General features: G+C 71.1%; 11 protein-coding genes. 9 read left to right on the top strand and 2 right to left on the bottom strand.

Going from position 1 to position 12,132, the window contains the following annotated elements; all coding sequences use genetic code 11:
- Genes H6693_00730 through H6693_00770 form a run of 9 tightly spaced genes read left to right on the top strand, consistent with a single transcriptional unit; the run spans position 1 to position 9,571 of the window.
- The gene (locus H6693_00730; GenBank protein MCB9514702.1) at positions 1-2,136 is read left to right on the top strand and encodes a DUF1926 domain-containing protein; all 2,136 of its coding nucleotides are present in this window, start codon (positions 1-3) and stop codon (positions 2,134-2,136) included.
- A 13-nt stretch (positions 2,137-2,149) separates the two neighbouring features.
- Entirely contained in the window at positions 2,150-2,422 is a 273-nt protein-coding gene (locus tag H6693_00735) for an HPr family phosphocarrier protein (protein ID MCB9514703.1), read from the top strand.
- Positions 2,412-4,190, top strand: coding sequence for a phosphoenolpyruvate--protein phosphotransferase (ptsP, locus tag H6693_00740; protein MCB9514704.1), 1,779 nt, complete (start codon positions 2,412-2,414; stop codon positions 4,188-4,190). Before H6693_00735 ends, ptsP begins: the two co-directional genes overlap by 11 nt.
- Positions 4,187-5,305: a hypothetical protein gene (locus H6693_00745; GenBank protein ID MCB9514705.1), complete on the top strand. Its 1,119-nt coding sequence runs from the start codon at positions 4,187-4,189 to the stop codon at positions 5,303-5,305. Before ptsP ends, H6693_00745 begins: the two co-directional genes overlap by 4 nt.
- Entirely contained in the window at positions 5,302-6,321 is a 1,020-nt protein-coding gene (locus H6693_00750; protein MCB9514706.1) for an NTP transferase domain-containing protein, read from the top strand. The genes H6693_00745 and H6693_00750 overlap by 4 nt, the downstream gene beginning before the upstream one ends.
- A gap of 22 nt (positions 6,322-6,343) precedes the next feature.
- Positions 6,344-7,534: a methionine adenosyltransferase gene (locus H6693_00755; protein MCB9514707.1), complete on the top strand. Its 1,191-nt coding sequence runs from the start codon at positions 6,344-6,346 to the stop codon at positions 7,532-7,534.
- 18 nt (positions 7,535-7,552) lie between these two features.
- The gene (locus tag H6693_00760; GenBank protein MCB9514708.1) at positions 7,553-8,821 is read left to right on the top strand and encodes an adenosylhomocysteinase; all 1,269 of its coding nucleotides are present in this window, start codon (positions 7,553-7,555) and stop codon (positions 8,819-8,821) included.
- Between the two features lie 13 nt (positions 8,822-8,834).
- Entirely contained in the window at positions 8,835-9,227 is a 393-nt protein-coding gene (gene crcB / locus H6693_00765) for a fluoride efflux transporter CrcB (protein ID MCB9514709.1), read from the top strand.
- Positions 9,227-9,571: a DUF190 domain-containing protein gene (locus H6693_00770; protein ID MCB9514710.1), complete on the top strand. Its 345-nt coding sequence runs from the start codon at positions 9,227-9,229 to the stop codon at positions 9,569-9,571. Before crcB ends, H6693_00770 begins: the two co-directional genes overlap by 1 nt.
- Here the strand turns inward: H6693_00770 and H6693_00775 are convergent.
- Both H6693_00775 and H6693_00780 read right to left on the bottom strand, forming a co-directional pair.
- Positions 9,568-10,662: an LptF/LptG family permease gene (locus H6693_00775; protein ID MCB9514711.1), complete on the bottom strand. Its 1,095-nt coding sequence runs from the start codon at positions 10,660-10,662 to the stop codon at positions 9,568-9,570. The genes H6693_00770 and H6693_00775 overlap by 4 nt on opposite strands.
- Entirely contained in the window at positions 10,659-12,065 is a 1,407-nt protein-coding gene (locus tag H6693_00780) for an LptF/LptG family permease (GenBank protein MCB9514712.1), read from the bottom strand. The genes H6693_00775 and H6693_00780 overlap by 4 nt, the downstream gene beginning before the upstream one ends.
- Positions 12,066-12,132 lie beyond the last annotated feature (67 nt).

Consider the following 12,132-nt stretch of genomic DNA (forward strand, 5'->3'; position numbering starts at 1 on the left):
ATGGCGACCCTCATCCTCGGCATCCACGACCACCAGCCCGTGGGCAACTTCGATCACGTGATCCGTGACGCCCACGAGCGCGCCTACCGGCCCTTCCTCGACACGCTCGAGCGCCATCCGTCGATCAAGATGGCGGTCCACGTGTCGGGCCCGCTGCTCGAATGGCACCGCGGCGCGACGCCGGATTACCTCGATCGCCTGGGGGCCCTGGTGGAGCGCGGCCAGGTGGAGATGGTCGGCGGCGGCTACTGGGAGCCCATCCTCACCACGCTGCCCGAGCGCGACCGCCATCAGCAGGTGGAGACGATGTGCCGCGAACTGGAGCGGCGCTTCGGACGGCGGCCGCGGGGCCTCTGGCTCGCCGAGCGCATCTGGGAGCCGCACCTGCCCAAGCTGCTCGCCGAGCACGGCCTCGACTGGGTGGCCCTCGACGACAGCCACTTCCTCGCCACGGGCTTCGCGAACGAGGCGCTGGGCGGGTACTACCTGACCGAGGAGGAGGGCCACCGGCTGGCCGTCTTCCCCGTGTCCATGCGCCTGCGCTATCTCGTGCCCTTCCACCCGGTGCCCGAGATCCTCGCGCACCTGCGCACGCTGGACGCGCTGGCCGGCCGCGACCTGGCGGTGCTCATGGACGACGGCGAGAAGTTCGGCGTCTGGAGCAGCACCCACGCGCTCTGCTACGAGGAGGGCTATCTCGACGCCCTCTTCGCTGCCCTGGCCGACGCGCCCGAGGTCACGCTGGCCGGCTTCTCGGAGACGCTCGACGCGCGCGGTCCCCTGGGCTCGGCCTACCTGCCCACGGCCAGCTACACGGAGATGGGGGAGTGGGCCCTGCCGCTCGGCGCCCAGCGCCGCATGCACGCGCTCGGCGAGCTCGCCGCCGCCCACGACGCGGACGCCCCGCCCGCCGACGCCCTGAGCCCCTTCGTGCGCGGCGGCTTCTGGCGGAACTTCTTCGTCAAGTACGAGGAGAGCCACTGGATGCACAAGCGCATGCTGTGGACGCGCCGCGAGATCGAGACCGCGCGCGCGGCGGGCCACGCGCGCGCGGAGGACCTGGACGCCGCCGAGGACCTGCTCCTCCAGGCGCAGTGCAACTGCGGCTACTGGCACGGCCTCTTCGGCGGGCTCTACCTGCCGCACCTTCGCCACGCGATCTTCCAGCGCCTGCTGGCCGCCGAGGCGCGCGTCGTGCCGCGGGAGCACGCGATCGCGCGGCACGACCTGGACTTCGACGGCCAGGAGGAGATCGTCTGGACCAGCCCGCGCTCGCGGCTCTTCGCCAAGCCCCGCGGCGGCCTCGTGCGCGAGCTGGACAGCCTGGCGGCGGCCTTCCCCTTCAGCAACTGCCTGAGCCGCCGCGAGGAGGGCTATCACGCGCAGCTCCGGGCGCTGGCCTCGGCGCCGGCCGCGGTGGCCGCGGGCGGCGCGCAGAGCATCCACGACATCGTGCGCGTCAAGGAAGAGGGTCTCGAGGCCTATCTCGTCTACGATCCGCATCCGCGCGCCGGTCTAGAGGAGGGCCTCTACGCCGCCGACGCCGAGACGCTGGCCTATGGCAGCGCCTGGCTGGACTTCGCCGCCCTGGACTTCGCGGTGACAACGCCCGAGTCCCCGGACGGCGCGCTCCTCTTCGCGGTCGAGCACGAGTTCGAGCCCGGGCGGCGCCTGCGCCTGGAGAAGCGCCTGCGCTGGCTGGAGGAGGGGGCGGCGCTGGACGTCCAGCTGCGCTTGAGCTACCGGGGCGCGTCCCCGCTCCGGGCCAAGCTGGGCTCTGGCTGGAACTTCAACCTGCTCGCGCCGGACGCGCCGGACCGCCGGGTGCTCGTGGACGGCGCGCCCGCGGCGGACCCCCGTCTCGCCAGCCGCGGCTGGGAGCAGGGCGGCCGGCTGGAGCTCCGGGACGACTGGAGCGGGGTGCGCATCGCCCTTGCCGCCGGGTCGCTGGCGGTTTATCGTGAGCCGATCGAGACGGTCAGCCTCTCCGAGGAGGGGTTCGAACGTGTCTACCAGGGATCCTGGATCTGTGCCTGCCGCGATCTCGACCTCGACGACGGACAGTCCGCCGAGTTCGCCTACCGGGTGGAGCTCGGGCCGCTGGACGCCGACGGCGGCGCCACGTCCGTCCCCTGACGAAGGAGCTGCCTTGCTGGAGCGCGATCTTCAAGTCGTCAACGCCAAGGGCCTGCACCTGCGCGCGGCCAGCGAGCTGGTCAAGCTGACCTCGTCCCTTGACTGCAGGGTCACGCTGTCCAACGGCGTGATCGAGGTGGACGGCAAGAGCATCCTCGGGGTGGCGGCCCTGGGGGCCGCGAAGGGCAGCAGCGTGAAGGTCCGTTGCGACGGCGACAGCGAGGGTTCCGCACTGGACGCGATCACGGCGCTCTTCGCCCGGGGGTTCTACGAGGATGCCCTCTGAGCGACCGCAACGGTTCCAGGGCCGTCCCGGCGCCCCCGGCGTGGCCGCCGGGCGCGTGTTCGTCTACGACCAGGACCTGCCCACCGGCGCCCCCCGGCAGATCGAGGCGGGCGAGGTGGAGGCCGAGCTGGCCCGCTTCGCCGCGGCGCTGAAGGCCACCGAGGGCGAGATCGCCGAGGCCCGCGGCCGCGTGGCCGAGGAGCTGGGCGAGGACCACGCGCGCATCTTCGACGCGCACCGCTTCATCCTGCTCGACCGCTTCCTGCTGGAGCAGACGCGCGGGCTCATCGGCGAGTGCTGGAGCGCCGAGACCGCCTACGCCGAGGCCTGCCAGCGCATCCTGCGCACCTTCCAGAGCCTCGACGGCGACCTGCCCGACCGCAGCAGCGACCTGCGCGACGTGGAACGCCGCGTCCTGGCCCAGCTGCAGGGGCGCAAGCAGGCGGGCTTCCGCGAGCTGGCCGAGCCGGTGATCGTGGTGGCCAGGGACATCAGCCCGTCGGACACGGCGACCATGAGCCGCGAGCGGGTGCTGGGTTTCGTCACCGAGCGCGGCGGCGAGACCAGCCACTCCGTGATCCTCGGCCGCAGCCTGGGCATTCCGGTGGTGGTGGGGGCCGAGGGCATCACCGCCGCGGCCAAGCAGGGCGACATGCTCATGCTCGACGGCCACACCGGCCAGCTGGTGCTGCACCCCGACGCGCGGGCCGAGGAGCAGTTCCAGCGGCTCGAGACGGCCTATCGCGAGCTGGAGCGGCAGAGCCTGCGCTACAAGGACCACCCGGCCGAGACGCGCGACGGCCGCCTCATCGAGCTGCTCGCCAACATCGAGCTCCCCGAGGAGGTGGCGGCGGCGGTGGATCACGGCGCGGCGGGCGTCGGGCTCTTCCGCACCGAGTACCTCTTCCTGACCTCGCCCTCCTTCCCCGGCGAGGAAGAGCAGGTCGACGTCTACCGCCGCGTGCTGGCGGGCCTCGCGCCCGACCCGGTGATCATCCGCAGCATGGATCTCGGCGGCGAGAAGGTGTCGCCGGCCATGGACTTCCCCGCCGAGGACAACCCGTCCCTCGGCTGGCGCGGCATCCGCTACGCGCTGGACCGGCCGGACGTCTTCCGCACCCAGCTCCGCGCCATCCTGCGCGCCGGCGTGCACGGCACGCTGCGACTCATGGTGCCCATGGTCTCGCAGGTGGAGGAGATCCGCGCGGTGAAGGCGCACCTGGAGGCGGTCAAGGCCTCGCTCAAGGCCGACGGCCTCCCCTTCACGGAGAGCTACGAGCTGGGCGTGATGATCGAGACGCCGGCGGCCGTGGTCATCGCGCACCTGCTGGCGCGCGAGGTGGACTTCTTCAGCATCGGGACCAACGATCTCATCCAGTACTCGCTGGCGATCGACCGCGACAACGACACCGTGCGCAAGCTCTACGAGCCCTTCCATCCGGCGATCCTGCGCCAGATCCGGCGCACGGTGAAGGCGGGCAAGGACGCGGGCTGCTGGGTGGGCATCTGCGGCGAACTGCCCGAGGAGCCGCTCTTCACGATCCTGCTCATCGGCCTGGGGCTGGACGAGATCAGCGTCAACCCCTACCGCATCCCCGAGATCAAGCGCATCATCCGCAGCATCACGGCGGACCAGGCGCGCAACCTGGTGAAGAGCGCCTGGAGCTACGCCACCGCGGACGAGATCAAGCGCAACGTCTCGCGCCTGGCCGCGCGCAAGTTCCCCGAACTGGAGGCCTCGCTGCAGCCCGCGGAGCCCCGTCCATGACGGTCAACGCCGACTGGCGGGCGCGCCTCGCGGACCCGTCCGCGCTCGCCGCCGCCGATCCCGGCGGCATGCTGGCGCGTCTCGCGGGCTTCGCCGCGCTGCTGCGCGACGCGCGGACCCTCGCGCTGCCGGCGGGCTGGGAGCCCGGCGCAGCGACGCGGCCGTCACCCGCGCGGCTGCTCGTGGGCGGCATGGGGGGCAGCGCGATCGCGGGCGAGCTGCTGGGCGGCTTCTACGCGGCGGGCGGGAGCGCCCGCGCGCATCTGCAGCTCGTGCGCGACTACCGGCTCCCGCCGCTGCGGCGGGGCGACGCGCTCGTCCTCTGCAGCTACTCGGGCGAGACCGAGGAAGTGCTCGCCCTGCTCGATGAGGCCCGCCGCGCCGGCCTCGAGCCGCTGCTGGTCACCGTGGGGGGCAGCCTCGCCGCGCGGGCGCCGGGGGCCGTCCACTTCGGCCTGCCCGCGGGACATCCGCCGCGGGCGGCGCTGCCGGCGCTGCTCGGCCGTCTCCTGGCCATCGGTGCCGGGCTGGGGCTGCACGACCCCGCGGACGAGGACCTGGACGGGCTCGTCGCCGCGCTCGACTCGCGCTGGACGGCGCTCGCTCCCGCGCGCGGCGTGGACGACAATCCCGCCAAGGCCATGGCCCTCGCCCTGGGCGAGCGCCGGCCGGTCTTCTGCGCCATGGCCCAGGCCTTCGAGGCCGTGGCCCTGCGCCTGCGCTGCCAGTGCGAGGAGAACGCCAAGCGCAGCGCGTCGCGGCGCAGCCTGCCCGAGCTCCATCACAACAGCTGGGTGCCCTGGGCGGACGGCGACCTGGCGGGCCTGCCGGTCTGGGTCGGCGCGGCCGATGCCCATCCGCGGGTGCTGCTCCGCCGCCGCCTCACCGACGCGCTGCTGGCCGCGCGCGGCGTGACGCCGCTGGAGATCCCCGCCACCGGCGGGGCCCTGCTCACCCGCATGTTGACAACCGTGCTCGCGGGGGACACCTTGAGCGTCTACCACGCCCTCATGCGCGGGGTGGATCCCACCCCCGTGACGCCGCTAGTCGCCATGAAGGAGCGGCTGGCCGCCAGCCACGATCCCGCCACGCCCCCCGACCAGGAGTCCGCATGAGCCTGACCGCCATCATTCCCGCCGCCGGCGTGGGCACGCGGCTGCGTCCGCACACGCACAGCCGGCCCAAGGCGCTGCTGCCCGTGGCGGGCAAGCTGGTGCTCGGGCACATCCTCGACCAGCTGCTCGAGGCCGGCGTGGATCACGTCGTCCTGGTGCTCGGCTATCGCGGCGACATGATCGCCGAATGGGTGGCCGAGGCCTACCCGCAGCTCGAGCTCGACGCGGTGCTGCAGACCCAGCGCCTTGGCCTGGGGCACGCCGTCTTCCGCGCGCTGCAGGACGCCCACGGCGGCAAGGGCCTGCGCTCCGGGCGCGGGCTCATCGTGCTGGGCGACACGATCGTGCGCGCGGACTTCAACGGCCTGCTGGCCGCCGAGGGCCACGCGATGGGCGTGAAGGCGGTGGAGGATCCGCGGCGCTTCGGCGTCGCGGTGGTGGAGGACGGCCGCATCGTGGACCTCGAGGAGAAGCCGGCCGAGCCGCGCAGCAACCTGGCCCTGGTGGGCGTCTACGCGTTTCAGGACCTCGGGGTGCTCTACGACGCCCTCGAGGCCGTGATCGAGGCGGGACAGCGCACGCGCGGGGAGTTCCAGCTCACCGACGGCCTGCAGCGGCTCATCGAGCAGGGCGAGCGCCTGACGCCCTTTCCCATCGGCGACTGGTACGACGTGGGCAAGGAGGAGACCTGGCTCGAGACGAACCGCGCCCTCCTCGACGGCCAGCCCGCCCCGCCGCCGCCGCCCGGGGTCAGCTTCGTCCCGCCGGTCTACGTGCCGGACTCCGCGCAGCTCGAGAACTGCCGGCTCGGGCCCTACGTGAGCGTGGGGGAGAACGCGGAGATCAGCGGCGGCACCCTGGAGAATTCCGTTGTCGGCGAGGGCGCGCGCGTGCGAGAGTGCAGGCTTCACGACTCCCTCGTCGGCGCGCACTGCCTCGTGGAGGGCCTGCGCGGCAGCCTCAATCTCGGCGACCACAGCGTGGTCCGCGGGGCGCCCCCAGACGCCGAGTCCTGATCCCCAGCAGAGGAGCGACACCGTGAGCGAACGCCATCTCTTCACCTCCGAGTCGGTGACCGACGGTCATCCCGACAAGGTGGCGGACCAGATCTCCGACAGCATTCTCGACGCCGTCCTCGAGGGCGAGACCAGCTCCGGCGGCAACGTGGCCGCCGCGCGCGTCGCCTGCGAGACCCTGGTGACCACGGGGCTCGCCATGGTGGCCGGCGAGATGCGCACCGAGGTCTGGGTGGACATCCCCACGCTCATCCGCGAGACCATCGCGAAGATCGGCTACACCAGCTCCGACACGGGCTTCGACTCGCACACCTGCGCGGTGATGACGAGCATCGACAAGCAGTCCGAGCACATCGCGCAGGGCGTGGATACCGGCGGCGCCGGCGACCAGGGCATGATGTTCGGCTACGCCTGCGACGAGACCGAGAGCCTCATGCCGCTGCCCATCACGATGGCGCATCGGCTCACCCGCCGCCTGGCCGACCTGCGGCGCGCGGGCGAGCTGCCCATGGCGCGCCCGGACGGCAAGAGCCAGGTGACCGTGGAGTACGAGGGCCGTCGCCCGGTGCGCATCGACACGGTGGTGCTGTCCACGCAGCACGACGCGAAGTGGGCGATCGACGCGCTGCGCGAGGAGATCAACGCCAAGGTGATCCGCCCGGTGCTCGAGGAGAGCGGCTACGACCACGGCGGCTACAAGGTGCACATCAACCCCACGGGCTGCTTCGTCGAGGGCGGGCCCAAGGCCGACTGCGGCGTGACGGGGCGCAAGATCATCGTCGACACCTACGGCGGCAAGGGCAGCCACGGCGGCGGCGCCTTCAGCGGCAAGGACCCGAGCAAGGTGGACCGATCGGCGTCCTACATGGCGCGCTACATCGCCAAGAACCTGGTGGCGGCGGGGCTCGCGGGCGAGGTGGAGGTGCAGCTCGCCTACGCCATCGGCGTGGCGGACCCCGTCAGCGTGATGGTGGAGAGCTTCGGCACCGCCGTGGCGCCGGACACCGAGTTGACCAAGGCCGTGCGCGAGCTCTTTCCGCTGCAGCCGCGGCAGATCATCGAACACCTGGGCCTGCTGCGGCCGCAGTACGCACGCACGGCGGCCTTCGGCCACTTCGGCCGCGAGGGCGAGGGCTTCCGCTGGGAGGACACCGATCTGGCCGGCGCGCTCAGCGAGCGCTTCGGTCAGGCAGCGCGCGCGAAGCAGCGCTAGGACTAGCAAGGAGACGCGATGAATACCCAGACCCGATACAAGGTGGCGGACCTCTCCCTGGCGGCGGCGGGCCGCCGGCGCATCGAGTGGGCGGAGAGCCGCATGCCCGTGCTCATGGCCCTGCGCGAGCGCTACAGCAAGAGCAAGCCCTTCGAGGGGCACCTGATCGCCGGCTGCCTGCACGTCACCAAGGAGACGGCGGTCCTGGTGGAGACGCTGCGCGCCGCGGGCGCGGAGGTGGCCTGGTCAGGCTGCAACCCGCTGTCCACCAACGACGAGGTCGCGGCCGCCCTGGCCGCCGCCGACACGCCCATCTACGCCTGGCACGGCATGAACACCGAGGAATTCTACTGGGCCATCGACCAGTGCCTCGAAGCGGGCCCCACGCTGACCCTGGACGACGGCGCCGATCTCATCTTCAGCGCCCACGCGCGGCACCCGCAGCGCTGCGAGACGATCCACGGCGGCACCGAGGAGACCACCACCGGCGTCCACCGCCTGCGCGCCATGGCCGCCGACGGCAAGCTGCGCTACCCGGTGGTGGCGGTGAACGACGCCGTGACGAAGTGGGACTTCGACAACGTCTACGGCACCGGGCAGTCGTCCATCGACGGCATCCTGCGCGCCACCAGCATCCTGCTCGCGGGCAAGACCTTCGTGGTGGCGGGCTACGGCCACTGCGGCCGCGGCGTGGCCATGCGCGCGCGCGGCATGGGGGCGCAGGTGATCGTCACCGAGGTCAAGGCGACGGCGGCGCTCAAGGCCAACCTCGAGGGCTTCCGCGTGATGACCATGGACGAGGCGGCGAAGCTCGGCGACGTGTTCATCACCGCGACCGGCATGAAGGACGTGGTGGTGGAGCGCCACTTCAAGTCCATGAAGGACGGCGCCGTGATCTGCAACACCGGCCACTACGACTGCGAGCTCAACCTCGGGCAGCTGGCGAGCCTCGCCGACGGCGAGGCCGAGACGATCCGCCCCAACAACGAGCGCTACACGCTCTCGGGTGGACGGCGGATCTTCGTGCTCGCCAAGGGCCGCCTCGTGAACCTGGCCGCGGCCGAGGGGCATCCCTCCGAGGTGATGGACATGTCCTTCGCCAACCAGTTCATGAGCCTGCTGTGGATGGCCCGCGAGGGCAAGCAGCTCTCGCCCACGGTGCACGACATCCCCGCGGCCCAGGACGAGGAGATCGGCGCGCTCAAGCTGAAGACGCTGGGCCTCGCCATCGACACGCTCACACCCGAGCAGATCGCCTACGCGGACGACTACTCGGCGGGGACCTAGGGCCGTGCCGCCGCTGCCGGGATGGGTCCTCGTGGGCCTGGGCGGCTTTCTGGGCTCGGTGCTGCGCTACGGCGTCAGCGGACTCGTGCAGCGGCTCGGCCCCACCGGCGGGGCCTTTCCGCTGGGCACGCTGAGCGTGAACGCGCTGGGCTCCTTCGTCATCGGACTGCTGGGTGGACTGGCCGACAGCCGGGGCCTCTTCGGCCCCGGCGCGCGCCTGCTCGTCTTCCTGGGTCTGCTCGGCGGCTTCACCACCTTCTCGTCCTTCAGCTTCGAGACCCTGCAACTGCTCAAGGACGGCCAGTGGCATCTTGCCGGGCTGAACGTCGCCGGCCAGCTCCTGCTCGGACTCGGCGCGGTCTGGCTGGGCTGGGGGCTGGGACGATTGCCGGGGGTGAGCGCGTGATGGACTCGCGGCCGCGTCAGGGCGCCCTGCTGCGCATCTTCATCGGCGAGTCCGACCGCCATGCGGGCAAGCCGCTCCACCGCTGGCTGGTGGAGGCGGCGCATGCGCACGGCCTCGCGGGCGCCACCGTCCTGCGCGGGCTCGAGGGCTTCGGCGCCGGCGGCCGCGTGCATCGCGCGAGCATCCTGCGCCTGTCGGAGGACCTGCCGCTGGTGGTGGAGATCGTCGACGCGGAGGAGCGGATCCGCAGCTTCCTGCCCCGCCTCGACGGCGTGCTGCGGCAGGGCCTCGTCACCGTGGAGCGCGTGGAGATCCTTCGCGCACCGGCGCCAGACGACGCCTAGCGGCTCGCCCGCCAGAGCAGACCCAGACCCACCACCGCGAAAAGCATGTTGCCCACCCAGGCCGCGAGCAGGGGGGGCAGCGTGTGGTTGTGCCCAAGCGAGAGCCCCAAGCGCAGGAAGATCAGGTAGACGAAGGCGATCGCCACGGTGAGCCCGAAGCCCGCGGCCATGGAGATGCGGCGCTTGGACGCGCTGAGCGCGCTGCCCAGGATCACGATCACGAGGTTGGCCCAGGGGAAGCTGGCCTTGACGTGCAGGTCCACCCAGAGGCGGTCGGCGTCCTCGCCGGAGCGGGTCTGCGTGGCGATGTAGTCCTGCAGCTCGCGGTAGTCCATCGCCTCGGGCTTCTTCTCCTCCTCGCTGAAGACCTCGGGCGTCTCGGCCAGCGGGGGCAGGTCGAAGTTCTCGAAGGTGAAGGTGCCGGACTCGGGCCGCTCCTGCCCCGTCCCCGCGGGGAAGAGGTGCCGCGTGCCCTCGGCCAGACGCCAGTGGTTGCCGTTCCAGAAGGCGTGGCGGGCCAGGGTGTACTCGCGCAGGCGGCTGCCGTCGTAGCGCAGCAGCACCAGGTTCTCGAAGCGCTGCTGCGCGACGAAGTAGGCCTCGGCCCAGTAGAGGGTGCCGTCCTCCCCGATGCGGTGCACGAAGCGGCGCACGCTGCGGTCCGCGGCGTTCTCCTGCTTGACCTCGTACTTCTGCACCTGCTCCAGCGCCAGGTTCGAGCGCGTCACGACGCGGTCGTTGAAGTAGTAGCTGCCCACGCTCACCAGGGCCGCGAAGACGAAGAGCGGCGCCAGCAGCCGCGTCAGCGGGACGCCGGCGGCGAGCATGGCCGTCAGCTCGCTGTCGCGGGACATCCGCCCGAGGCTGAAGAGGCTGGCCAGCAACATGGCGATGGGCAGGATCAGCACCGTGATGTAGGGCACCTTGAACAGGTAGAGCCGGGCCACCACGAGCCAGGGCGTGTCGCGGTCGATGTAGTCGCCCAGCTTCTCGAAGAAGTCGATGACGATGAAGATCACCAGGAAGGCCAGCAGCCCGAGCAGCAGGGCCTGGATGAACTGGCGCAGGACGTAGCGGTCGAGCCGTCTCATGCGCCGCGCCTCCGGGCCTGCTTGGCGATGCGGCGGCGCTCGGCCCACTCGGCGATGCGCGTGACCACGGGGTAGGGGCGGGACTCGCGGTTCGTGCGGATCAGCATGAGGATCCCCAGGCCGAGCAGGAGCAGGTTGAACATCCACATGGCGATCCAGGGGGCCAGGAACTCGCGGTCCGCCAGCTCCTCGCCGCCCACGAGGAAGACGTAGTAGATCGTGAAGAGCGCGATGCTGAAGGTGATCCCCCAGCCCGTGCCGCTGCGGCCCGTCTTGATGGCGACCGGCGCCCCCAGCAGGATGAAGACCAGGCAGGCCACCGGGATGGAGAACTTCTTGTGGATCTCCACCTGGTAGCGGCGGATCTTGCGCTCCACCGAGTCCCGGCTCAGCATGAGATTGGACAGGCTGCGCAGCGTGTTCTCCTCGTCCTGGATGCGCGAGGCCGCCCCGCGGCGGGAGGCCGGCGCCGTGGCCGGCAGTCCCTTGCGCTCCAGGTAGGCCTTGCGCTGCGCGGGATCGATCAGGGTGACGAGACGTCCCAGCTGCGTGTCCACCTCGCCCGCCAGCCGCTGGTCGAGCCGCTGCAGCTCTTCCTCGTTGCGCAGCACCTTCTCGGACATCATGGCCACGGACATCTCGCGATCGCCGCGGTGCTCGAGGTCGCGGCGCTGGAGGTCGCGGTCGATGTCGCGCAGCAGGATGTCCATGCGGTCGAAGACGGTGATCTGCATCCGCGCCGGCCGCTGCAGGTCGGCGGAGAACTGCTCGCCCTCGGTGAGGCCGAGCTTGAGCAGGTCCTGCTGGTCGTCGCGCTGGAACTGCGCGTGCTCGGCGCTGGTGATCGTGGGGTCCTTGCCCCGCTCCTCCTTGAAGATGAGCAGGTCGGCGAGTTCGCCGCTGACGTCGTCCTTCTGTCTGACGTAGAGCGTGTAGCCCGGGATCGACTCGATGAAGCGCCCCGGCTTGATGTCCAGCGCCGGCTTCTTGGAGCGCACGGCCATGAGCAGGTTCTTGAGCCGGTGGTTCGTCTCCGGCAGCACGAAGTTGTTGAAGAGGAACATGAAGACGGTCAGCGCCAGGGCCGCCACCAGCGGCGCGGCGATGAGGCGGTAGAGGCTGATGCCCCCCGAACGCAGCGCGGTGATCTCGTTCTCGCCCACCATATGGGAGAAGGCCATCATGGTGGAGACCAGCACGGCCATTGGAATGGTCAATGCAAAGATGTGCCCGAGGCTGAGCACGACGAGCTCCAGCACCACCTTCGCTGGCACCTTGTTGACCAGGAAGAGCTCCAGGAAGGAGTAGAGCATATCGATCACGAGGATGAAGGTCAGCACCGAGAGGCCGAGCAAGAAGGGTCCCACGTGGTTGCGCAGGATGTAGCGATCGGCCAGCCTCACCGATTACCTCTTTAAAGACAAGGACTTAACTGGAAGGGCGAGTGTACTTTACCCCTGCGCTCCCCGA

The sequence above is a fragment of the Candidatus Latescibacterota bacterium genome, from assembly GCA_020633725.1.
Taxonomy (GTDB): domain Bacteria; phylum Krumholzibacteriota; class Krumholzibacteriia; order JACNKJ01; family JACNKJ01; genus VGXI01.

Coding starts and splice junctions, on each gene's coding strand:
- H6693_00730 (MCB9514702.1), top strand. CDS start 1: ATGGCGACCCTCATCCTCGGCATCCACGACCACCAGCCCGTGGGCAAC.
- ptsP (MCB9514704.1), top strand. CDS start 2,412: ATGCCCTCTGAGCGACCGCAACGGTTCCAGGGCCGTCCCGGCGCCCCC.
- H6693_00745 (MCB9514705.1), top strand. CDS start 4,187: ATGACGGTCAACGCCGACTGGCGGGCGCGCCTCGCGGACCCGTCCGCG.
- H6693_00750 (MCB9514706.1), top strand. CDS start 5,302: ATGAGCCTGACCGCCATCATTCCCGCCGCCGGCGTGGGCACGCGGCTG.
- H6693_00760 (MCB9514708.1), top strand. CDS start 7,553: ATGAATACCCAGACCCGATACAAGGTGGCGGACCTCTCCCTGGCGGCG.
- H6693_00770 (MCB9514710.1), top strand. CDS start 9,227: ATGGACTCGCGGCCGCGTCAGGGCGCCCTGCTGCGCATCTTCATCGGC.
- H6693_00775 (MCB9514711.1), bottom strand. CDS start 10,662: ATGAGACGGCTCGACCGCTACGTCCTGCGCCAGTTCATCCAGGCCCTG.